The sequence below is a fragment of the Streptomyces sp. NPDC091281 genome, from assembly GCF_044757425.1.
Taxonomy (GTDB): Bacteria; Actinomycetota; Actinomycetes; order Streptomycetales; family Streptomycetaceae; genus Streptomyces.
Map to the genome: position 1 here is coordinate 335,495 of NZ_JBIVUY010000002.1, position 22,552 is coordinate 358,046.

The window sequence follows — 22,552 nt, forward strand, 5'->3', positions numbered from 1 at the left end:
AGGGGACGGGCGCGAGAGGGCGAGCGGGACAGGTCTGCCGCACGGGCCCCGACGGCGGTCAGAGACCCACGGTGCTCTTGGGCGGCCGGGGCGTGTGGAGCGTGAGCGCGTGTGCCAGCCGTTCCAGGTCCTCGGCGGCGGCGATGATCCGGGCGGTGTCGTCGGTGGCCGTCCACATCACGACGTCGGCGTCGTGCTCCGCGACCCGCCACGCATATCGCGCGCTCGCGATCAGGTACGGCGCGTCAGCGTGGTTCAGATAGCGGAAGGTGCTCAGACCCTCGCCGAGCCGATCGGCCCCGAAGCGCCGTACGACGGGCGGCTCCACCGCGTCCGGATCGTCCGCCATGGCCAGCGCCCGCAGCGTCTCCTCCCGCGGTCCCGCGGACCGGCCGACCGCCACGCAGACGGGCAGCGGCAGGTCCGTGGGGTGCTCGTGGTGGAGGAACAGCCAGTGGTCCGTGCCCGGCGGGGAGAACGCCTCGGCACAGCGCACCAGGGTCCCGGCCACGAAGTCGACACCGTGCGGCCCCGGGTCCGAGCCGTGGTCCAGCCACAGGTTCTCGGCCTCCTCACGGCACCACGCCCCGATGTCGGCCCAGTCCTCCCACGGGCCGGACTCGCCGCCACGGGGCGGCAGCACCGACCACACCTCCGGGTCGACGTACTCGATGTCGACCATCGTGCGGAACGGCCCGCTCACGCCCGCCTCCAGCGGAGCGTCGCCATGACGGCGTCGAACCACTCGACGAGCGCGTCGGCCAGCTCGTCCCGCGGATCGCCGCCGCCGACCGTCGAGAACGCGGCCGTGAACCAGCGGCCGGGGTCGCCGGGCACGGCCACGACGTACTCCACCCGCCGGGAGGCCAGCTCCGCACCACGCCCGGGGTCGGCCGCGGCGACGTGCTCACGGCGCACGGCGAGGGCACCGTCCAACTCGCCCGAACTGAGGTCGACTTCGGCAGCGGTGTCGGTGCCCGTGCCCGTGCCCGTGTCGGTGGCTCGGTCGCGGGAGAGCAATTGCACGGCCACGTCGGTCGGTTCGACGGGCGGCGCCTGCTCGTCGCGGCGAGGGAGCAGCGTCTCCGAAACGACCACCGAGGCACCGATGTTGACGTCACCGACGGACCGCACCGGCAGATACAGATCCAGCGCGCCACTCTCCCGGACCTGCTCCACGACCCCCCGCAGCCGCCGCTCCAGCTCCCGCTTGAACGGTCCGACCGAGTCCGGGGGCGAGTCGGCGGGAATCCGCCCGAAGGCCTCGTCCAGGATGCCGCGCACCGCGTCCTCCGTCCCCTCCCGCAGCGGGACGTGGGCCCAGTCCTCCGGAAGGATCAGGCGATAGCCGGTCACAGGCGCGGCCACCACCGCGCCGCCCTCGTCAACGGGCACGGGTGCGCTCCCTGCGGTTCAGCCACCAGACCCCGGCGAAGGTCGCGAGCGAGGCGAAGACGGCGATCCAGAGAATCCAGACGCCTTCAAGGACGGCGAAGATCGCGGCGTAGAAGAGGTAGAGGGCTGCGGCCGTCGTGAGGTAGACGGAGTGGAAGGAGAGTCGCTTCCACCGCGCCGGGCTCCGATGGAGGAGGAGCACCACGAGCGGGGTGAGCGCGCACAGGGACCACTCCCAGGTCGGCGGACCCACTTTCTCCTCTCCGAAGAAGTCCTCGCTCGCGGGTGCGGCAAACGCGCGCAGCAGTGCGAGGGCCAGTACCACCTTCACCACGGTGAGCGCTCTGTAGACCCGGTCCCGCTCTGAGGCGGTCCTGTCCTGGGCAGCACTGCCCTCAGCCATGTGTGCTTCCTCTCTCACCACTGTCCCACCGGTGCCTCCGTGGTCCCCTTGAACCTGTCGTACGCGCCGTCGCCGCCGATATTGGGGCCGACGAACTTGTCGCCGAGATCGAGCACGGTGCTCACCGCCCACGACCTTTGAAGCACCTGCTGATGGCGCCCCGCCCGGACAGCGTTCTCCACGAGTGCAGGGTTGTCCGGGTGAATGTCCCGCCACTTCTCGATGTCCTTCACCTGCTGGCTCAGCTTCACGTCCCCCAAGGCACTCGCCCTGTCCCGCGCCGTCACCTCGGGCAGTTCCGCGTCCCGTACCTCCTGCCCCGCCCGTTGGCCTGCCTTGCGGTTCTCGTTCTCCATGCGCAGCTTCCGTGCCCGCGCGGCGCTGCGCTTGGCGCTCGATGTGCCGCCGCGCCTGCGGGCCTCGCGCGCGGCGGTCTGCCGGGCGCCTGCGTTGGCCGCGGAGGCGGTCGTCCTGGCGCTGCCGTCGGCGAGGCCCGCGGCGGTCTTACGTGAACCCTGCTGGAGTGCCTTGATGGCCTTGGCCGCCTTGAGGCCGTTGCGGGCCATCTTGAGCGCGCCGATGTCCATGACGACGTCGAACCAGGAGCCGTTGCCGGTCGTCGCCATCGCCAGGTGGGAGAGCGTCACGGCGATGGTCAGGCCCAGGGCGATCCACCCCACGACGGGGATGAACATCGCGACGACGCCCGCGATCGTGGCCAGCCAACTCAGCCGTTCCGTCCAGTCCTTGAGCCAGTCGGCGTCGGCCACCCACCCCTTGAAGTCGGTCCACCAACTGTCCTTCATGCCGTCGTCGATGGAGGAGCGGATCTTGCCGGCGTAGTGCCGGGAGCGTTCGGCGTAGTCGCCCTCCGCCTTGTTCAGCCGCTTCCGGGCGTCCTCCAGATCCTCCTCGGCCCGCTTCAGTTCCGGGTCCTTCCCGACGGAACCCTCGGACCCCTTCCCGCCCTTGGCGTCCTTGCCGTCCTTCTTCTCCGCGGCGGCCCGGTCCTGGGCCTTCGCCGCGTGGCTGTCGATGACGCGCTGCGCGTCCCGGGCGTCGCCGCGCGCCTTGTCAGCCGCTCGCTGGAAGTCCTCCAACTCGTCTGCCCAGCCGGACAGATGACCTTTCACCTCGCGGTACCGGTCCTCGGCCTCGTCGAGCTTGCGCCCGAGCCCGCGGGCCTCTTCGCCCAGCTTGTCGGCGTACTTGCCCTTGAGGTTGTCGGCGTTCGCCATCGCCGTGAGCGCGGCGGCCTGCGTGCGCAGGTACTCCGCGATCTTCTTCATGTGCTTCACCTGACCGCGGACGCCCTCGGGGTCCCCCGGTACGGGATCGCTCTCCCTCAACGGGTGCCAGTCGGTGGGCCGTGCCATTCGTCTCCCCCAGGTACGCGGTGCTGAGCGACGCGGTGGTCGGACACGTCGGCTCTGCTTGCCGTCCTACTTGCCGTCCTTCCGCCCGATGGCGGCAAGGTCGTGGTCGAGACCCGCGAAGGCGTCGCGGGTGCCCTCCACCATCTTCCCCACGGTCTCCAGGGACTTGAGCAGCCGCTTGCGGTTGTCGTCCCAGTTGTCGATGAAGTCGGCCATGGCCTCCTTCAACTCCCCGGCACCGACGACCGACGTGATGTCGCCCTTCCACTCGTCCAGGTCCCTGAACTCAACCTGAATCGCCTTGAGTTGCTTGGCCGACGTGCGCAGCAGGCCGTAGTCGACGACCAGGTCGGACATGCGTGATCCCCCGTCTCGGTGATGCTCTCGGCCAGCTGTTCGCTCCGGCGGCCGAGGAACGTGGACCACGGTGCCTCAGGGCGCCCCGAGCGGACGGTCAGCGAACCGACCGTATCCGTGTGATCACGAAGAACGCCAGCCGCAATCCGCCACCGTCACCACGCCACCCGCCCCACGCCCCGACCGTCCCGCCCGCAGCCCTGACCTCCCGGCGCCCCGCCCCCCCGCCCCGCCCGTCCCGGCTTCGGCGGTCCCCGCCGGTCCCTGTGAGAGGCTGGGGCGTATGAACCGGCTGGCTGGTGTGACCTCCCCGTATCTGCTTCAGCACGCGGACAACCCGGTCGACTGGTGGCCCTGGGAGCCCGGGGCGTTCGAGGAGGCGCGGCGGCGGAACGTGCCTGTGCTGCTGTCGGTCGGCTACTCGGCGTGTCACTGGTGCCACGTCATGGCCCACGAGTCCTTCGAGGATCAGGCGACCGCGGACTTCCTGAACGCGCACTTCGTGAGTGTGAAGGTGGACCGGGAGGAGCGGCCGGACGTCGATGCCGTGTACATGGAGGCCGTGCAGGCGGCCACCGGGCAGGGCGGGTGGCCGATGACCGTGTTTCTGACGCCGGACGGGGAGCCGTTCTACTTCGGGACGTACTTCCCGCCCGCGCCCCGGCACGGGATGCCGTCCTTCCGGCAGGTGCTGGAGGGGGTGCGGCAGGCCTGGAGCGAGCGGCCCGAGGAGGTCGCCGAGGTCGCCGGGAAGATCGTGCGGGATCTCTCCGGGCGGGAGATGTCGTACGGCGACGGTGCCGCGCCCGGGGAGGCGGAGCTGGCGCAGGCGCTGCTCGGGCTGACGCGGGAGTACGACCCGCAACGCGGCGGGTTCGCGGGGGCGCCGAAGTTCCCGCCGTCCATGGTGATCGAGTTCCTGCTGCGCCACCACGCCCGCACCGGCGCCGAGGGCGCCCTCCAGATGGCCCGCGACACCAGTGAGCGGATGGCCCGCGGCGGGATCTACGACCAGCTCGGCGGCGGCTTCGCCCGGTACTCCGTGGACCGCGACTGGGTCGTGCCGCACTTCGAGAAGATGCTGTACGACAACGCCCTGCTCTGCCGGGTCTACGCCCATCTCTGGCGGGCCACCGGTTCCGAGGCGGCGCGCCGGGTCGCCCTGGAGACCGCCGACTTCATGGTGCGTGAACTGCGTACGGCCGAGGGTGGGTTCGCTTCCGCGCTGGACGCCGACAGCGACGACGGGACCGGTCGGCACGTCGAGGGCGTCTACTACGTGTGGACGCCCGCGCAGCTCACCGAGGTGCTGGGTGAGGACGACGCGCGGCTGGCCGCCCGGTACTTCGGGGTGACCGAGGAGGGGACCTTCGAGGAGGGCGCCTCCGTGCTGCAACTCCCGCAGCAGGACGAGGTGTTCGACGCCGGGAAGGTGGCGTCCGTCCGGGAGCGGCTGCTCGTCGCCCGCGGGGAGCGGCCCGCTCCGGGGCGGGACGACAAGGTCGTCGCCGCCTGGAACGGGCTCGCGATCGCCGCCCTCGCCGAGACCGGCGCCTACTTCGACCGCCCCGACCTGGTCGACGCCGCCCTCGCCGCCGCCGACCTCCTGGTCCGGGTCCACCTCGACGAGCAGGCCCGTCTCGCCCGCACCAGCCGCGACGGCCGTACGGGCGCCAACGCCGGTGTGCTGGAGGACTACGCCGATGTCGCCGAGGGGTTCCTCGCGCTGGCCTCGGTGACGGGGGAGGGGGTCTGGCTGGAGTTCGCCGGGTTCCTCCTCGACCACGTCCTCGCCCGCTTCACCGACGAGGAGACCGGCGCGCTCTACGACACCGCCGCCGACGCCGAGCAGCTCATCCGGCGGCCCCAGGACCCCACCGACAACGCGGTGCCCTCCGGCTGGTCGGCCGCCGCCGGGGCCCTTCTGTCCTACGCGGCGCACACCGGGTCCGAGCCTCATCGTGCCGCCGCCGAACGGGCGTTGGGTGTCGTCAAGGCTCTCGGGCCGCGTGTGCCCCGGTTCATCGGGTGGGGGCTCGCGGTCGCCGAGGCGCTGCTCGACGGGCCGCGCGAGGTCGCCGTCGTCGGACCTTCCGCCGCCGACCCCTCCGCCTTGGAGCTGCGGCGCGCCGCCCTCCTGGGGACCGCGCCGGGTGCCGTCGTCGCCTGCGGGACGCCGGGCGGTGAGGAGTTCCCGCTGCTCGCCGACCGCGTACTGGTCGACGGGGCCGCCACGGCGTACGTCTGCCGGAACTTCGTCTGTGAGCTGCCGGTGAGCGACGTCGACGCGCTCACGGAGCGGCTCACCCCGACGGGCGCCTGACGGACAGTGGCGGAGGGGCCCGGGGACGACAAATCCCCGGGCCCCTCGCCGTGCTCCTGCCTGTCCGCTCAGCCCAGCGGGTCCGGGACCGGGTCCGGTTCCGGGGTGACTCGCGGCAGGACCGCCTTGACCGTGTGGTGGGTGTGCAGGCGGCGGTACAGCCAGCGGTCCACGACCAGGAAGCGGGCCGTGAAGACGATCACCATGGCGAGGGCCGTCGCGGGCAGCGCCGTCATGCCGCCCGCGCCGATGAACAGCGCGGCCAGCGGGATACGGGCCACCAGGTCGGCGTTGCCGACCGCGGCGAACGTCAACAGCCGTACGCCGCGCCGGTGATGGCGCCGCTGGTTGCGGTAGACGAAGGAGTCGATCAGGGCGAAGTTCCAGAGCAGGCCCGCCTGGTTGGCGATGATCTCCGCCGGGGCGTAGTGCAGGCCGGGCGCCCAGCCGGTGAGCAGCCACAGCAGGGCCAGGTTGGGCACGAAACCGGAGAGGCCGACCAGGCCGAAGACGACCGCGCGGGCGCGGGGGTCGGCGGTGCGCAGGGTGACGAGGTGCCGCAGGAAGCGCATCCCCTCCCGCGCCGTCGACTTGGACTCGCCCGCGTGCCGCTCCCCGAAGGCGTACGGCACCTCGGCGATGCCGCGCGGGCGGCACCGTACGGCCAGTTCGAGGAGGATCTTGTAGCCGAGCGGCTGGAGGCCCTCGTCCTCGCCCGCAGCGCGGTCCACGGCCGTGCGGCGGATGGCGAAGAAGCCGCTCATCGGGTCGCTGAGGCCGCTGAGGGCGCGCGGGAAGAGGGACTTGGTGATGAGGGTGGAGGAGCTGGAGACCAGTTTGCGGTAGCCGCCGTCGAGGCCGCTGCGGTCGCCGCCGGACGCGTACCGGCTGGCGACGACCAGTTCGGCGCCGGTGGCCTCGCCCCGGGCGATCAGCTCGGGGACCAGTTCCGGCGGGTGCTGGAGGTCGGCGTCGATGACGACGATCCAGGGCGCGGAGGCGCGGGCGATGCCCTCGACGACCGCGCCGCCGAGGCCGCCCTCGGGGACGGGCCGGTGGTGCAGGACGACGGGCAGGGCGCTGCGTCCGGCGGCCTCCTCGATGACCTCGCAGGTGTGGTCGGTGGAGTCGTCGGCGAAGACGACCTCCGCGCGCAGCCCGGCCGGGATCGCGGCGGAGAGGCGGGCGAGCAACTCGTGGACGTTGTCGGCCTCGTTGAAGGTGGGGACGACGATCGAGACGTCGGCGGGCAGGGCCGTCACCGTGCCTCCTGGGGTTGCGGCGTGGCCACGGGCAGATGGGCGCCGACGTGGGAGGTCAGCTCCCAGTCGCGGCGGCCGGTGTACTCGCGCCACACGGCGCGCAGCGCGGCGGCGGCGAGGATCACGGAGTAGACGGGTCCGCCCGCGATGAGTTTGACGTAGTGGCCGAAGCCGATGCGGAAGCCGTACGCGCGGCCGAAGTCGTGCAGGGCGACCGCCTCGAAGACGATCATCGCGACCATCGGCAGCATGGGCAGCCAGGCGAACATCGAGAACGGCAGCGGGACCCCGCCGAGCACGGCGAAGAGCAGGCCGAGCGGGATCATGACGCCGGTCGCGGCCTGGATGAACGGGGTGCTCAGCGTGTAGCGGGCGAGCATCCGCTGCCCGAATCCCGGCAGTTGACGCCACTCGCCCTTGCGGAGCACCTGGAGGAAGCCCTGGTTCCAGCGGGTGCGCTGCTTGTAGAGCGAGGTGAGGGAGTCGGGTGTCTCCTCGCGGGTGACCAGCGCGGAGTGGTAGGCGACGACCACCTTGGCGCCGCCGCTGGAGAGCCGTACGCCCAGGTCGCAGTCCTCGGCGAGGCAGTTGCCGTCCCAGCCGCCGGTCTCCCGCAGCAGCGCGGACCGGACGAAGACGGTGTTGCCGCCGAGCGGGATGAAGCCCTTGCGGGCGTGCAGGTGCAGCCGGCTGCGGAACCAGAAGAAGTACTCCAGGCAGTTGCGCAGGCTGTACCAGCTGCTGCGGTAGTTGATCAGCTGGACGCCGCCCTGGACGACGTCGGCGTTCTCGCGCCGGAAGGCGAAGTCGACGTGGCTGAGCAGCTCCGGGTGGACGACGTCCTCGGCGTCGAAGACCCCGACGACCTCGCCGCGGGCGTACGGCAGCGCGGTGTTGAGGGCGCGGGGCTTGTTCTTCTTGGCGTGGGTGTCGACGATCGCGCGGACCTTCTCCGGGTGCTCGTCGGCGAGTTGGTGCGCGATGGCGGAGGTGCCGGGGTCGTCGTGGCCGACGATCAGCAGGATCTCGTAGTCGGGGTGGTCGATGCGGAGCATCTGTTCCACCGTGTGCCGCAGGACGGCCTCCTCGTGCCGGGCGGGCACCAGGAGAGAGAACGACAGGTCGGCGCGGCCGTCGGGTGTGGCGAAGGCCGTCGACTCCAGTGTCTCGGGCGTGCGCCAGGCGTGCAGCATCCACCACAGGGTCATGCCGGCGGCGGCCATGAGGACGATGGAGTCGATGAAAAGAATGGCGGAGACCACGAATTCCCCCCTCGGTCTTTCTTGGTCATCCTTGTGTGACGTGCGTGAACGTTGTCCGGTGAGATGTCCGATGGAATGCCCGTCCGTCGCGGCCCCCCGCCGGACGGTGTTTCCTGGTGCTCGTGATCATTGACGGCCCTTGGCGGTGGGACCGGTTCCCGGCCGGTTGTCCGCCTCGGACGGTCCGGTTTACCGCACCGGACGGTCCTGTTCTCCATCCCGGTTAGTCCGGGGTTTTCGCGCATGATCGACGTGGGCTCACGAGCAAAGTAGGGCCGAAGTTAGCAGGTTCGGCATTTCCCCCGCAATGCGGTCCCGGAGTGATGATCCCCGCCTCAAGCGGAATCAAAGATTCTGCTTATGATCCGCACAGACCTGTGCCATGATGCTCCGGCATGCCTGATTCCGGGGGGTTTCGAGGGGGAGGCTTCCGGCTGCCATCAGGCCCAGAAGTGGGTGGGGGGATTCCGCATGGGGACTGCAATACCGCACACACGTGCGCGTGATGCGTCCGAAACAGAACTGTCCGAAAGTTCTTCTTCCGTTTCACCGCAGGCGCCCGAGGGATCGGGAAGTCCGCGCACCTCCCGACGCGGGAGTGTGTTACAGCGGGATTATATCTGGGTTGCGCCTGTTCTCCTCATCGGTCTTCTGGCCAGGATTCCGGGAATCGGCAATTACCCGTTCCCGAATGACGACGAGGGAACCTATCTCGCGCAGGCGTGGGCCGTTCAGCACGGCGAACTCGCGCATTACACCTACTGGTACGACCACCCGCCGGTCGGCTGGATGCAACTCGCTTCCCTGTCCTGGCTCCCCGGCCGGCTGCTGCCCGACCTGCCCACCTTCGTGCAGGGCCGGATCGCGATGCTGCCGGTGGCCGCGGCCTCGATGGTGCTCGTCTTCGTCATCGCCCGCCGGCTCGGCCTCGCCCGGCCCACGGCCGCCGCGGCGATGCTGCTGTACGCGCTGTCGCCGCTCGCCGTGGTGCTGCACCGGCAGATCTACCTGGACAACTTCGCCGTCCTGTGGGTCCTCGCCGCCTTCGCGTGCGCGCTCTCCCCGCGCCGCCACCTCTGGCACCACGTCGCCGCGGGGGTCGCGTTCGCGCTGGCCGTCCTCTCCAAGGAGACCATCGGGGTCCTGCTGCCCGTCCTGCTGGTCACCCTCTGGCAGGGCAGCCACCCCAGCACGCGCAAGTTCTCCTTCGCGGGCTTCGGCTCCGGCTTCGTCCTGACGGGCCTGTTCTATCCGCTCTACGCCCTGCTCAAGGGGGAGTTGTTCCCCGGTGACGGGCACGTGTCGCTGCTGGGCACCCTCAAGTTCCAGCTCGGCGGACGCGAGGGCAGCGGCTCCGCCTTCCAGGACGGCACCGACGCCCACCAGCTCTTCACCGACTGGCTGGAGCGCGACCCGTACCTCCTGATCGGCGGTGCCGCCGCCGCGGCCTGCGCCTTCGCGGTGCCCCGGCTGCGCCCGGTGGCCTGCGCCGTCCTGGTGCTCACACTGGTCGCGCTGCGGCCCGGCGGCTACCTGCCGCAGATGTACATCGTGCAGGTGCTGCCGTTCCTGGCGCTCGCCCTGGCCGGGGTCGCCGAGGCCGTCGTCACGCGGCTGCCCGGCCGCCCGCACCTGCGCACCACCGCCGCCCTCGCGGCCGTCGCGCTGGCCGCGGTCGTCACCGCCCCGCACTGGTACGACAAGGACCGCGCCGCCGCCCGCGCCGACGACAACGGCGTCTACCACGACGCCGCCCGCTGGCTGCGCGACACCCCCGTCGGCGACCGGGACCGGGTGCGCGTCGTCACCGACGGCGTGCTCTGGCTCGACGCCGTCGACGCGGGCTACCGGCCCGGCACCGGGGTCATCTGGCACTACAAGCTCGACCAGGACCCGGCGGTCACCAAGACGCTGCCGCACGGCTGGCGGGACATCGACTACGTCGTGTCCACCCCGGCCCTGCGCGGTGAGCGCGAACATCTCCCCACGCTGCGGGACCTGTTCGCGCACGGCACGCCGGTCGCCACCTTCGGCGAGGGCGGCGGCCGCATCGACATCCTCCGCATCCGGCACGACGAGTGAACCGGCCGCGGCACGGCGGGCGGTGACCCGGAGGCGGTACGGCGGTCGCCGTCACCGCGTCCGGGGCACCGCGCCCCTGCCGCGACCGGGCACGACGCGTGCCGCGTCCCGGACGACGGGCGGCCCGCGCGCCGCGCCGCCCGCGATGCCGGGGGACTCGTGAACAAGGGGGGGAACCCACCCATGCACCGAACCCGAACATCCGTCACCCGAAGACCAGCCCGCCGACGCCCGCTGCCGCACAGCAGGCCGACCCGGATGCTGTTCACCGCACTCCTGCTCTTCGCCGCCGCGCTCGGCCTCGGCCCGCTCGGCGCCCAACCCGCCACCGCCGCCACCAACCTGGTCACCAACCCGGGACTCGAACTCCTCGACGGGCCGTCCCAGTTCCCGCAGTGCTTCGAGAAGTCCGGCTGGGGCGACAACGACTTCAGCTTCACCGTCACCGACGACGCCCACAGCGGCAACCGGGCGGTCCGCATCGAGCTGACCCGCCGGGCCGACGGCGACCGCAAGACGATGATGCTGGAGAACTCCTGCGCCCCGCAGGTCACTCCGGACCGCCAGTACGACCTGTCGCTCTGGTACAAGTCCTCGACGCCGGACACCGCGTTCACCCTGTTCCGGCACGACACCGTGCAGGGCTGGGTGTACTGGACCGACCTCAAGACGCTGGACCAGTCCGCCGGCTGGACCCGTACCGAGGTCCGCACCCCGGTCATCCCGCCGAACACCGACCGGATCACCTGGGGCGCCTCCCTGTACGGCGTCGGCACCCTCACCACCGACGACTACGCGATGACCGACGTCACCGTGCCCGGCGGCCCCGACCCGTGCGCCACCGGCGGCACCGGCCCCGAGTGCAAGGGCGAATGGACCGTCCAGGCCACCGACATGCCGGTCCGCGCGATGCACTCGGTGCTCCTGCACAACGGCAAGGTGCTGCTGATCGCCGGGTCCGGCAACGACCTCGACATGTTCGAGGCGGGCACCTTCAAGACCTCGCTCTACGACCCCGTCACCGGCGGCTACACCGACATCCCCACGCCGGAGGACTTCTTCTGCGCCGGGCACGTCCAACTCCCCGACGGCCGCGTCCTGGTGGTCGGCGGCAACAAGGACTACGCCGAACCCGACGGCAGCGTCGGCTACAAGGGCCTGCGCACCAGCTACGTCTTCGACCCCGACACCAACCGGTACGAGAAGGTCAACGACATGCTGGCGGGCCACTGGTACCCGTCCGCGACCGTCATGGGCAACGGTGACGTCGTCTCGCTGGGCGGCCTCGCCGAGGACTCCTCCGGCACGGTCGTCAACGAGCACTTCTCCTACGCCCAGAACAAGTGGCTGCCGCTCGGCGAGGCCAAGCAGGCCTGGTCGTTCTGGGGCCTGTACCCGTCGATGATCCTGCTCCAGGACGGCCGCCTCTTCTACACCGGCAGCCATGTCTTCGGCAACGGCCTGCCCGGCACCGGCGCGTCCGTCTACGACTACGACGCGGGCACGATCGCCGACGTACCCGGTCTGCGCAAGAAGGACGAGCGGGACCAGTCGATGTCGGTGCTGCTGCCGCCCGCCCAGGACCAGAAGGTCATCACCATCGGCGGCGGCAACCACACCGTCTCACCCGACGCGCACCGGCTGGTCGACGTCATCGACATGAAGGCGGACTCCCCGGCCTACGTGCCGGGCCCCGACCTGCCGCAGGGCCACTACCAGGACGGCACCCCGCAGACCGGCGCCCAGGGCAAGGTGTACGTGTCGGCGGTCATCCTCCCGGACGGCAAGGTCCTGGAGACCGGCGGCGCCCTGCACACGTACCGCGAGGACCCCGTCTTCGAGGCCTCCCTGTACGACCCGGCGACCAACCGGTTCGAGCCGGGCCTGGCCACCGACCCGGTGCCGCGGACGTACCACTCGTCCTCGCTGCTGCTGCCCGACGGCCGGGTGCTCAGCGTCGGCGACAACCCCGGTGACGGCTCCTTCGACCGGCGCGTGTCGATCTACAAGCCGCCGTACCTCTTCAAGGGCGACCGGCCGCAGATCACCTCGGTGGCGAACACGGAGTGGACCTACGGCACCGATCAGCGCATCACGGTCGACAAGCCGGTGGTGAAGGCCTCGCTGATCCGCCCGGCCGCCATCACCCACTCCTCCGACCCCAACCAGCGCTACGTCGACCTGCCGATGACCGTCGACGGCAACACCATCGACCTCAACCTCACCAGCAACCCCAACCTGGCGCCGCCCGGCTGGTACATGCTGTCCGTGGTCGACGCGAACGGTGTGCCGTCGGTGTCGAAGTGGGTGCGGATCGGCGCGGGCGGACAGGTCGCCGCGGCCCGCGTGCAGGACTTCGCGGAGGACCTGAAGGAGGTCCCGGCGAGCAGGAAGAGCACCGTCAGCCCGAAGAGCACCGCCAAGACCGACGTCCGCAATCACCAGGGACACGAGGGCCACAAGATGCCCGCCGGTTTCGACGGCTGCGACCGCTCCTACGGCACGGTCAGCCAGTGCGTGCCGTGGACCTTCCCGAAGGCCGTGGACCAGACTGCGGAACGCTGCACCTGGCTGCGGAAGAAGGGCTACGGCACCGACCTTCCGGTCGCGGCCGGCGACCGTCACGGCCTGGACCGCAACCGGGACGGCGTCGCCTGCGGCAAGGGCGACGTGAAACCCGTGAAGCCGGTCAAGTCGACCAAGCCGGTGAAGCCGGTCGGGAAGAGGTGAGGCGCGCCGGGGAGCGTTCAGCGGTCCCCGGCGAACTCCCGCAGGGCGCGTGCCACGACGGCCTCCAGCCGTTCGTGGTGCGCGCCCTTCCAGTACGCCCGCCCGCACTGCGCGCACTGGGCGAACACGTCGTACGAGCGCTGGGTGCCGTCGGCGAGACGGTCGGCGACCTCCTCCTTGGTGGCCGGGCGCAGCAGGCCGTTGCAGGCGGTGCACCGGGTCCACGGGCGCAGGGCGGGCGCGAACCGGGCGAGGGTGTCGTGGAGCTGCTCGTCGGGGCTGGTGCTGTAGACGTAGCCGCCCGCCCACAGTTCGCGGCGGCGCAGCAGGCCCCGGTCGCGGCTGAGCAGGACGCGCCGTTCGGCCGCCGAGCGGGCGGCGAGGGCGGGGTCGCCGATGTCGGTGGAATCGTAGGCGGTGTCCACGCCGAGCAGCCGCAGACGGCGGGCGAGGGTGCCGAGGTGGACGTCGAGGAGGAAGCGCAGGGGGGCGCCGGGCACCTGCTGGGGGCGGGTGACCGGGCGGACGGTGACCGACTCGCCGTGCGCCGGGATGTGCGCGACGGACACCGCGCGGCCGTCGACGCTCAGGGTGCCGACCTCGGTCAGCGGGACGCCCAGCGACTCGACGACATGGCCGAGCGTGGAGACGCCGTCGACGGCGAGGGCGGTGGGGCCCGTGCGCCGGGCGTGCGGGACGAACAGGGCCAGCTCGGGGGCCACGTCCACCTGGATCTCGGGGCTGCTCACCCGGCCAGGATGGCACGGTACGGCGGTGCGCTTCCCGCCGATTTCCGGGGCCGCCCGGAGTGCTCCGGGGCTGTCCGGGGCCGCGCCGCGGTGACGGCGGCGCGGCGGACACGGCTCACGCGTGCTGGTAGGCGACCAGGGAGATGCCGACGTAGTGGACGACGAAGGCGGCCAGGGTGAAGGAGTGGAACACCTCGTGGAAGCCGAACCAGCGCGGTGAGGGGTTCGGGCGCTTGATGCCGTAGATGACACCGCCCGCGCTGTAGAGGAGGCCGCCGACGACGACCAGGACCAGGACGGCGATGCCGCCGGTGCGCAGGAAGTCCGGCAGGAAGAAGACGGCGGCCCAGCCCATCGCGATGTAGCAGGGGGTGTAGAGCCAGCGCGGGGCGCCGACCCAGAACACCCGGAAGGCGATGCCGGCCACCGCTGCGGCCCAGATCCCCCACATCAGCCACTGGCCCTTGGCGTCCGGCAGCAGGAGCAGGGTGAGCGGGGTGTAGGTGCCCGCGATGATCAGGAAGATGTTGGCGTGATCCAGGCGGCGCAGGATGCCGTCCATCCGCGGGTTCCAGTTGCCCCGGTGGTAGAGCGCGCTCACGCCGAAGAGGAGGCAGGCGGTCAGGGCGTAGATCCCGCAGGCGACGCGGCCGCGCGGGGAGTCCGCCAGGGCGGTCAGCACGAGGCCCGCGACCAGCGCGGCGGGGAACATGGCGAGGTGCAGCCAGCCGCGGAGCTTGGGCTTCACCGGGTGCGGCAGGTCAAGCGCGACCGGGCCCTGGCCTGCGGCCGGGCCGTCCGTTCGCGCGTCGGGGACGGGCGCAGTCATGCGTCGCATCGTACCTACGGAACCGTAAGTTACGGATCAGTGGGGGCAGATGAGGGTCGAAGAGTGGCCATCATCTCACGCCGCCGGACGGCGCGGCAGGGGGTCGCGGCACGGCGGTGGCGGGGGGTGTGGCGGTGGCGGAGGGTGCGGCGGCGCGGTGACGGGGGATACGGCGGCGCGGGGCCGGGTCCCGGCGTCCAGATGCACGCGGGGTGAACACGTGGCGAGCCTCACGCCGCTCATCTGTGACGCCCTCTGGACAGATGCGCCCTCGCGTCGGATGATCAAATGAGTGCGGTCGGCACCGGATGAGCGCTCAGCAGCTCGCTGCGAAGCATCCGGGTCGCGGCCCCCACGGGGCAGACAGCAACAGAAACCCTCAAACCGGAGATCAAGGAGCGATCGTGGCGCGCGACATCGCGGCTCCCCCCGTCATCCCCACCCAGCACCAGGAACTGATCTCGTGGGTCAACGAGATCGCCGAACTGACCCAGCCGGACAGCGTGGTCTGGTGTGACGGATCGGAGGCCGAGTACGTGCGGCTCTCCGAGGAACTGGTCGAGAAGGGCACCTTCCGCAAGCTCGACCCGGTCCTGCGCCCCCACTCGTACTACGCGGCCTCCGACCCCACCGACGTCGCCCGGGTCGAGGACCGCACCTTCATCTGCTCCGAGAAGGAGGAGGACGCCGGCCCCACCAACCACTGGAAGGACCCCGCCGAGATGCGGGAGATCTTCAGCGGCGAGCAGGGCGTCTTCCGCGGCTCGATGAAGGGCCGCACGATGTACGTCGTCCCCTTCTGCATGGGCCCCCTCGGCTCCGACCTCTCCGCGATCGGCGTCGAGATCACCGACTCCGCCTACGTCGCCGTCTCCATGCGCACCATGACCCGCATGGGACAGCCCGTCCTGGACGAACTCGGCACCGACGGCTTCTTCGTGAAGGCCGTCCACACCCTCGGCGCGCCGCTCGCGCCCGGCGAGGCCGACGTCCCGTGGCCGTGCAACTCCACCAAGTACATCTCGCACTTCCCCGAGAGCCGCGAGATCTGGTCCTACGGCTCCGGCTACGGCGGCAACGCCCTGCTCGGCAAGAAGTGCTACGCCCTGCGCATCGCCTCCGTCATGGCCCGCGACGAGGGCTGGCTCGCCGAGCACATGCTCGTCCTCAAGCTGACGCCCCCGCAGGGCGAGCCCAAGTACGTCGCCGCCGCCTTCCCCAGTGCCTGCGGCAAGACCAACCTCGCCATGCTGGAGCCGACGATCTCCGGCTGGACCGTGGAGACCATCGGCGACGACATCGCCTGGATGCGCTTCGGCGAGGACGGCCGCCTCTACGCCATCAACCCGGAGGCCGGCTTCTTCGGCGTCGCCCCCGGCACCGGCGAGCACACCAACGCCAACGCGATGAAGACGCTGTGGGGCAACTCCGTCTTCACCAACGTCGCCCTCACCGACGACGGCGACATCTGGTGGGAGGGCATGACGGAGGAGACCCCGGCCCACCTCACCGACTGGAAGGGCAACGACTGGACGCCCGCGTCCGGCACCCCGGCCGCCCACCCCAACGCCCGCTTCACGGTGCCCGCCGCGCAGTGCCCGATCATCGCGCCCGAGTGGGAGGACCCCCGGGGCGTGCCGATCTCCGCGATCCTCTTCGGCGGGCGGCGCGCCACCGCCGTACCGCTGGTCACGGAGTCCTTCGACTGGAACCACGGCGTCTTCCTCGGCGCCAACGTGGCCTCCGAGAAGACCGCCGCCGCCGAGGGCAAGGTCGGCGAACTGCGCCGCGACCCGTTCGCCATGCTGCCGTTCTGCGGCTACAACATGGGCGACTACATGGGCCACTGGATCGACGTCGCCAAGGACAAGGACCCGGCGAAGCTGCCGCGGATCTACTACGTCAACTGGTTCCGCAAAGACGACACGGGCCGGTTCGTGTGGCCCGGCTTCGGTGAGAACAGCCGCGTCCTGAAGTGGATCGTGGAGCGCCTGGACGGCACCGCCGAGGGCGTCGAGACCCCGATCGGCGTGCTCCCGGCCAAGGGCGCCCTCGACACCAAGGGCCTCGAACTCGCCGAGTCCGACCTGGACTTCCTGCTCACCGTCGACAAGGAGGTGTGGCGCGAGGAGGCCGCCCTGGTCCCCGAGCACCTCACCACCTTCGGCGACCACACCCCGAAGGAACTGTGGGACGAGTACCGCGCTCTGGTGCAGCGCCTGGGCTGAGCCAGGGCCGCCCCCGGCAGGCCCCAGCCCCCGAAGACGCCGCGGCCGGTTACCGATCGTGCCCTGACCAGCAAATCGTCACGGCCGGCCGCGGTGAACAGCACCACCCAGGGCGAGGCCCCGCACAACGGCGTGCGAGGCTTCGGGCACGGACTTGCGGACGCGCCCGGGCCCGCCGCCACCCCCTCCCGTCGCCCCGACGGGAACCGGGGGCGGCGGCGGGCCTTCGCCATGTCCCGGCGAGCCGGCGCCGTGCCCGTGTCCGGGAGCCGTGTCAGGGGGAGCGGTCCTCCAGATAGCGGGTGTGCGACTCCTGCCGCCGCGCCTCCGTCTCCCGCACCGCCGCCGCCAGCCGCTCCGCCTCCTCGTGCAGCAGCGTCAACTGCCGCTCCAGATGGCGTTCCGGCGGCTCCTGCCCCGGCGCCAGCCGCGTCCACCAGCGGGTCCGTACGTACGTGTCGACCGCCTCGGGGACGTCCTGCCGGACCGCGCGGGAGAGCGCGTGCACCGCCTCCGGGTCCTGGGCCAGCAGCTCGGTGATCCAGCCCGGGTCCAGCAACGCCGCGAGCAGATCGGTGAGTTCGGTGAGCCGACCGGCCGCCGCCGGGGGCAGCTCCACCCCGTCCAGGTACTCCCGCAGCCGCCCGAAGTCGACGCGGATCTCCGCCAGTCGGGCCGACGGGTCGGCGAACTCCGGGGGTGCGGGCCGCTCCGGCGGGGCGATCAGCGCGCCCGCGCCGTACAGCCCGGCGACCACGACCGGCCAGTACGGTCCGGCCGCGCCGGTGAGGGTCAGCGCCACCCCGGCCAGCCCGCAGGCGCTGCCGGTGAGGTTCTTGCGGGACTCCAGCCAGCGCAGTGCGCGGGCACCCGCCCTACTGGTAGCCACGGATCTCCTCGAAGGCGCCGTCCAGCGAGCCCGTCCGGGCGTCGAAGAGACGGCCGCCGGTCAGGTCGGCGATGTGCGCCAGCTCCGCGCGGTCGGAGTCGCCGAACAGGATCGGGAAGACGGGGATGTCCCGCCGGTCGCCGGACAGCCCGCGGTAGAAGGCGTCGAAGTCCGCGGCGTCGGCGCCCGTGGTGTTCTCGCCGTCCGTCATCAGCACGATCGACGTGAACGTGTCCCGGCCGGTGCCGAGATGGCCGTACGCCTGCTCCAGCGAGGTGAAGATCGCGGTGTCGCCCTCGGCGGACAGCTTCGCGGTGTCCGCGCGGATCGCGGCAAGCCCCCGCTCCGGGTCGGCCGGGCTCACCACATGGGTGCGCACGCTCTTCACGTCCGAGCCGAACGGCATCAGGGTCACCTCCTCGCGGTCGCGGAAGTCACCGGTGAGATCGGTGAGGGCCTTCTTCAGCCCGGTCAGCCGCTCGCCCCGCATCGACCCGGAGGTGTCCAGCACGTACACCGTCCGCGACGGGCGGCGCAGCTCGTTCTCGTACGCGGCGATCAGCCCGTCGGCCACCGACCGGCTGCCGGGGAAGGGGAGTTCGCGGCGGCGGGCGGTGTCGAGGCCCGCCGCGGGCCGCACCGACGCGACGACGGGGCGGCGGTGGGTGCGGTCGGTGATGAGCCGCTGCACGGGGTCCGAGCGCAGCGCCCGCGCCACCCGGCGCACGTCCTCGCGGACGGTGGCGTCGGTGGCGGCGAGGGAGGACAGCGGATAGTCGGCCGTCAGCACCCCGTCCACCGGGCGGATCACCGTCAGGCCGGGGATGCCGCGCAGCACCGACTCGTAGTTGAGCAGCGCGTCTACGTCACCCCGCCGGGCGTAGGCGCTCGCCAGCCAGCCCGAGGAGCCGGAGGTCAGCCGCTGCCCCGCGAAGAACTCCCGCAGCCGGGGCCGGGCCTTCGCCACGTCGGCGTCGGTGAGCGCGGACTGCGCGCCCGACAGCGCCGAGGCGACCGAGACCAGCGTGGAGAAGCCGGAGTTGGAGCGGGCCGGATCGGTCATGCCGTACGTCAGCCGGCCCGCCCGGACGGCCTCCTCCACCTGCCGCCAGGTGACCTCGGCGGGCTTCCAGCCGAGCTTGTCCACGGTGGCCGCCTTGACGCCGAGGGCGACGGGGCTGGTCATCACCGGGGTCTCGGAGACGATCTTCGCCGCCGCCTCCGGGCGCAGCCGCAGCGCGTCGTTGGAGGAGAGCCACACCGCGTCGTAGCGGCTGTCGGCCCTGCCCTGGGCGAGCAGGTCGACGGCGTCGAGAGTGCCCATGTAGGTGGGCCGCAGGGTGATGCCGGTGTCCTGCTCGATCCGCTCGAACACCGGGGTCATGTCGCTGAGTTCGCTGGAGGCGAGGACGCGCAGGGTGCCGGGGCGGGGCGCGTCGCCCGCCCCCTTCCCGCCGCCGGTGCCGGTGCACGCGCCGAGCAGCAGCGCGGCGGTGAGCGCCACCGCCGTACGGCCGCTGCGGCGGGGCCGTCCCGTCCCGGTCCGGTTCATCCGAGGCCGCCTTCCAGCGCGCCCCGGGTGCGGCTGCGCTCCAAGTAGGCGCTCGCGCCCTGGAGTTCCGCCGTCAGGTTCTCCACGGTCACCGCCATGGCCTCCGTCGCCTGCGCCTTGTACGTGTCGATGGCGTCGAGGGTGCGGTAGATCTGCTGGAACGCGGTGCGCAGGGTCTCGGCGCCGACCGCCGGGTCGGCCGCGATGCGCTGGATCTCCCCGCTCTGCGTGGCCAGCATCTCCGCGTTGCCCCGGATCAGGTCCTCGGTCGTGCCCCGCAACGCGTTCACCTGCTCGACGACCTTCTTCTGGTGGTCGAGCGCGGACGCCAGCATCACCGAGATCCGCAGCGCCGACACCGTCGTGGTCGCGGCCCGGTCGACGCCCTTGATCAGCTCGTCGTTGTTGCGGCGTACGACGTCCATCGCGAGGTAGCCCTGGGCGCACACCGCGAGCTGGGTGAGGAGGTCCTGGTGCTTCTGCCGGACCGGGAAGAGGACGTCGGCGCGGAGCGCGTCGCCCTGGGCCGGGTCGCCCGCCGCCACCTCGGCGACATGCCGTTCGACGGCCGCGTCGAGGGCCTCCGTCAGCACCACGTACTCCTGGAGCTTGCCCATGGTCTCCCACAGGCGGACCCGCTCGGTCTGCAACGCGGCGTTGTCCCGGCGCAGTTCGTCCTGCCCACCGCGCAGCGAGCCCACGATCCTGTTCAACGTGCCCTGCGCGGAGGCGTACTTGGCGACGTGGTCGCGGAGCCTGTTGCCGCCGGGGAGCCGGGAGAGGAGCCTGCGGCCCCGGCCCGCGGACGTGTCGCGCGGGTCCAGGTCCTCCACCACCCGCCGCAGTTCGACCAGTGACCCCGCGACCCGTGACGGGGTGTCGCCGCCCTGGTCGGGGAGGCTGCGCAGGGTGCGCTCCAGCATCCGGTTGGACTGGCTGGTCGCGGCGCGCATCTCGCCCGCGCCCAGCGCGGTGATCTCGCCGACCTTGCCCGCGAACTCGGGCGAGCGGGCGTCGAGGGCGGCCAGGCTCTCGACGTAGGCGGTGGCCTTGGCGGCCATGTCGGCGCGGACGCCGTCCCCGACGGGCACGAGTCCGCCCGCCTTCTCCCGGGGCACGGCCGTGACCGGCTCGGGCGGGGTGAGGGTGAACTCGTCGCCACCACTGCTCAGTTCCTTGCCGATGCTCATGTGATCGTCTCCCCCTGTCCGGTGCGCGCGGGTCATCCGCGCGCCCGGCGCGCCAGCTCGTGCAGCACCGCGGAGGTGGGCACGGGCGCCTGGCGGACGCCGGTCAGTCGCTGCTTGAGGTAGGCGGTGCGCGGGGCGGTGGCCGCCGCGAACTCGGTGACGTCGCCCTGCGGGCGGAAGCCGTGCCGGACCGCCAGCGCGCGCAACGTCCGGTCCGAGCCGAGGAGTTCGGCCATACCGCGGCCGTTCTCGGTGAGCGGGACGACGGTGTGGTCGCTGTTGACGGTGGTGTCCGGGTAGAGGACGACGAGATCGCCGGGGTCACCGGGACCGCCGGGGTCCGGGCGCTCGTCGAGGAGGGCGGCCACCTGCGACTCGTAGACGATCACCAGCGGGTTGCCCGCGCCGCTCACGAAGTCGCGGAACGCCGCGTCGGTGCTGGACTGCTGGGCGCCCTGCACACTGACCAGCGTGCGCAGCAGGGGCGCGGTGCGGGCGATCTCGGCGGCGCCCGCGACGACCTTGCCGCCGTTGGCGACGTAGGACGCGGCGGCCAGGTACAGCGCGCCCGAGTTGGAGGTCTCCGGGTCGGTGCTGGAGAGGTAGAGGGTGCCGGTCAGCTCGCCGTACCTCGTGGCGCCCTTCAACTGCTGCCAGGTGCGGTCCCGTTCGGCCGCGTCGAGATAGGCGCCCATCCTCAGCACGCCCCGGTTCGCCGCCTCCAGCGTGGCCAGGCCGTTCCGGGCGAGCACCTCGGCGGCGGCGCGGTGCGCCACGACGACGAGCGGCGAGTAGAACGGGCGGGGCAGCGTGCCCCGGACCCCGTACTTCGCGGCCAGTTCGGCGGCGGGCGCCTGGCTGGAGGGGAAGGCGAGGTCGTAGCCCTTGAGGTCCAGTCCCTCCATGGCCCAGGACCCGGAGGTCTCGGCCCGTACGGTGTAGCCCTTGGCGGCGAGGGCCTTCACCACGTCCGGATCGGCGAAGAACTCCGCCTTCTCCGATCCGATCACCATCCGCACGGTCTTCGTTGCCGTGCCCGTCTCCTCGCTGTCCCGGCCCGCGACGACGGCGGCCACCACGCCACCGATCAGCAGCACCGCGAGGACGATTCCCGCTATGCGTCTCACAGGAGGAGCGTCCTCCCGGAAGCCCACGTTCCCGGGTGGCCGGGGTGAACGCCGGGTGAAGGGGGCGCCTCGGTACGCAACGGGAGGGGGGTGTTCCCCTTGGCGGGGGCGGCGGAGCGGCCCGGCGGCCCGTCAGGCGGTCCGGTCGCCCGCCTTGCCGTACCGGCGGAAGTCGGCGGTGGCGACGGTCCAGGGGCCGAACGGCACGTCTTCGCCGTAGATGTACGACTCCTTGCGGGCGTACCGGCCGTGGCGGGGCGCGGAGTGCACATCGACCGTCCCGGTCCGGGGGTCCGCGATCAGGTGGCGGGGGACGCCCAGGGCGGCGTAGTCGGAGCCGGGGTGGTCCGGGCCCGACGGGGGGATGACCGTGAGGACCGCGAGGGCGGTGGTGCTGTCGGCGGCGAGGCCGTCCTCGTCCAAGGCGGCTTCCGGGAGGGCGATGGCGTCGGGCCGGTACAGGCGGCCCACGCCCGGGTGCTCGATCAGCGGGCCGCTGAGGCAGCGGTGGCCGGGGTGGGTGCGGGCCAGTTGCCCGTCGAGGAGGGCGCGGAGGCGGTGCAGCGTGCCCGCGTGCCGTTTGGGGCGCCGGGACATGGCCAGCACCGGCCCGGCCGGGCCGACCTCGACCCGCCAGGCGCCGTCGAGCCCTTCGGCGTACGCCCCCAGTTCCTCGGCGATCGCCCGCATCCGCGGGTACTCCATGGTCACGGCGTGAAGCTACCGTGCCGCCGGAGGCTGTGGCGCCCGGTCCGCGTGTCGCTGCGGGTGCACGCGGACCGGGGCCGTCCGGGGGGT

Annotated in this window: 18 protein-coding genes; 4 read left to right on the forward strand and 14 right to left on the reverse strand. The window is 72.0% G+C overall.

All coding sequences use genetic code 11. From position 1 onward, the window contains the following. Window positions 1-58: 58 nt before the first annotated feature. The 5 genes from ACIQPQ_RS06030 to ACIQPQ_RS06050 all read right to left on the reverse strand — a co-directional run bounded on the left by ACIQPQ_RS06030 (window position 59) and on the right by ACIQPQ_RS06050 (window position 3,531). Window positions 59-703 (reverse strand): hypothetical protein, encoded by a 645-nt coding sequence (locus ACIQPQ_RS06030; RefSeq protein ID WP_401300257.1) that lies wholly within the window; start codon window positions 701-703, stop codon window positions 59-61. Continuing rightward, window positions 700-1,395 carry a hypothetical protein gene (locus ACIQPQ_RS06035; protein ID WP_401300260.1) on the reverse strand — a complete coding sequence of 232 codons (696 nt, stop codon included), beginning with the start codon at window positions 1,393-1,395 and terminating at the stop codon, window positions 700-702. The genes ACIQPQ_RS06030 and ACIQPQ_RS06035 overlap by 4 nt, the downstream gene beginning before the upstream one ends. Continuing rightward, window positions 1,385-1,798 (reverse strand): hypothetical protein, encoded by a 414-nt coding sequence (locus ACIQPQ_RS06040; RefSeq protein WP_401300263.1) that lies wholly within the window; start codon window positions 1,796-1,798, stop codon window positions 1,385-1,387. Before ACIQPQ_RS06040 ends, ACIQPQ_RS06035 begins: the two co-directional genes overlap by 11 nt. A 14-nt stretch (window positions 1,799-1,812) precedes the next feature. After that, window positions 1,813-3,174, reverse strand: coding sequence for a hypothetical protein (locus ACIQPQ_RS06045; protein WP_401300266.1), 1,362 nt, complete (start codon window positions 3,172-3,174; stop codon window positions 1,813-1,815). 66 nt (window positions 3,175-3,240) lie between these two features. Further along, complete coding sequence (locus ACIQPQ_RS06050; protein WP_401300268.1) at window positions 3,241-3,531, reverse strand: WXG100 family type VII secretion target; 291 nt, start codon at window positions 3,529-3,531, stop codon at window positions 3,241-3,243. Window positions 3,532-3,814: 283 nt separating this feature from the next. On the opposite strand from ACIQPQ_RS06050, the gene ACIQPQ_RS06055 reads away from it, so the two are divergent. Further along, complete coding sequence (locus ACIQPQ_RS06055) at window positions 3,815-5,854, forward strand: thioredoxin domain-containing protein (protein WP_401300271.1); 2,040 nt, start codon at window positions 3,815-3,817, stop codon at window positions 5,852-5,854. Window positions 5,855-5,922: 68 nt separating this feature from the next. Here ACIQPQ_RS06055 and ACIQPQ_RS06060 read toward each other — a convergent pair whose 3' ends face one another. Beyond that, window positions 5,923-7,116 (reverse strand): glycosyltransferase, encoded by a 1,194-nt coding sequence (locus tag ACIQPQ_RS06060; RefSeq protein WP_401300274.1) that lies wholly within the window; start codon window positions 7,114-7,116, stop codon window positions 5,923-5,925. After that, a complete protein-coding gene (locus ACIQPQ_RS06065) occupies window positions 7,113-8,339 on the reverse strand; it encodes a glycosyltransferase (RefSeq protein WP_383770730.1) in 1,227 nt (408 codons plus the stop codon). Before ACIQPQ_RS06065 ends, ACIQPQ_RS06060 begins: the two co-directional genes overlap by 4 nt. A gap of 828 nt (window positions 8,340-9,167) precedes the next feature. Between ACIQPQ_RS06065 and ACIQPQ_RS06070 the strand changes: the two genes are divergently transcribed. Beyond that, complete coding sequence (locus ACIQPQ_RS06070; RefSeq protein WP_401300277.1) at window positions 9,168-10,460, forward strand: phospholipid carrier-dependent glycosyltransferase; 1,293 nt, start codon at window positions 9,168-9,170, stop codon at window positions 10,458-10,460. A 258-nt stretch (window positions 10,461-10,718) separates the two neighbouring features. After that, on the forward strand, window positions 10,719-13,190 hold the full coding sequence (locus ACIQPQ_RS06075) for a galactose oxidase-like domain-containing protein (RefSeq protein ID WP_401300279.1): 2,472 nt from the start codon (window positions 10,719-10,721) through the stop codon (window positions 13,188-13,190). Between the two features lie 17 nt (window positions 13,191-13,207). Here the strand turns inward: ACIQPQ_RS06075 and ACIQPQ_RS06080 are convergent, their stop codons facing one another. Both ACIQPQ_RS06080 and ACIQPQ_RS06085 read right to left on the reverse strand, forming a co-directional pair. After that, complete coding sequence (locus ACIQPQ_RS06080; protein WP_401300282.1) at window positions 13,208-13,939, reverse strand: Mut7-C RNAse domain-containing protein; 732 nt, start codon at window positions 13,937-13,939, stop codon at window positions 13,208-13,210. 115 nt (window positions 13,940-14,054) lie between these two features. Next, on the reverse strand, window positions 14,055-14,768 hold the full coding sequence (locus ACIQPQ_RS06085; protein WP_401300284.1) for a hemolysin III family protein: 714 nt from the start codon (window positions 14,766-14,768) through the stop codon (window positions 14,055-14,057). Window positions 14,769-15,172: 404 nt separating this feature from the next. On the opposite strand from ACIQPQ_RS06085, the gene ACIQPQ_RS06090 reads away from it, so the two are divergent. Next, entirely contained in the window at window positions 15,173-16,996 is a 1,824-nt protein-coding gene (locus tag ACIQPQ_RS06090) for a phosphoenolpyruvate carboxykinase (GTP) (RefSeq protein ID WP_401300286.1), read from the forward strand. Window positions 16,997-17,270: 274 nt separating this feature from the next. On the opposite strand, the gene ACIQPQ_RS06095 is transcribed toward ACIQPQ_RS06090, so the two are convergent. The 5 genes from ACIQPQ_RS06095 to ACIQPQ_RS06115 form a co-directional block, all read right to left on the reverse strand. Beyond that, window positions 17,271-17,885: a hypothetical protein gene (locus ACIQPQ_RS06095; protein WP_401300289.1), complete on the reverse strand. Its 615-nt coding sequence runs from the start codon at window positions 17,883-17,885 to the stop codon at window positions 17,271-17,273. Then, the gene (locus tag ACIQPQ_RS06100; RefSeq protein ID WP_401300292.1) at window positions 17,872-19,437 is read right to left on the reverse strand and encodes a substrate-binding domain-containing protein; all 1,566 of its coding nucleotides are present in this window, start codon (window positions 19,435-19,437) and stop codon (window positions 17,872-17,874) included. Before ACIQPQ_RS06100 ends, ACIQPQ_RS06095 begins: the two co-directional genes overlap by 14 nt. After that, a complete protein-coding gene (locus tag ACIQPQ_RS06105) occupies window positions 19,434-20,627 on the reverse strand; it encodes a toxic anion resistance protein (RefSeq protein WP_401300295.1) in 1,194 nt (397 codons plus the stop codon). The genes ACIQPQ_RS06100 and ACIQPQ_RS06105 overlap by 4 nt, the downstream gene beginning before the upstream one ends. Window positions 20,628-20,659: 32 nt before the next feature. After that, window positions 20,660-21,754, reverse strand: coding sequence for a hypothetical protein (locus ACIQPQ_RS06110; protein ID WP_401300298.1), 1,095 nt, complete (start codon window positions 21,752-21,754; stop codon window positions 20,660-20,662). Between the two features lie 132 nt (window positions 21,755-21,886). Continuing rightward, window positions 21,887-22,459: a Uma2 family endonuclease gene (locus tag ACIQPQ_RS06115; RefSeq protein ID WP_401301510.1), complete on the reverse strand. Its 573-nt coding sequence runs from the start codon at window positions 22,457-22,459 to the stop codon at window positions 21,887-21,889. Window positions 22,460-22,552 lie beyond the last annotated feature (93 nt).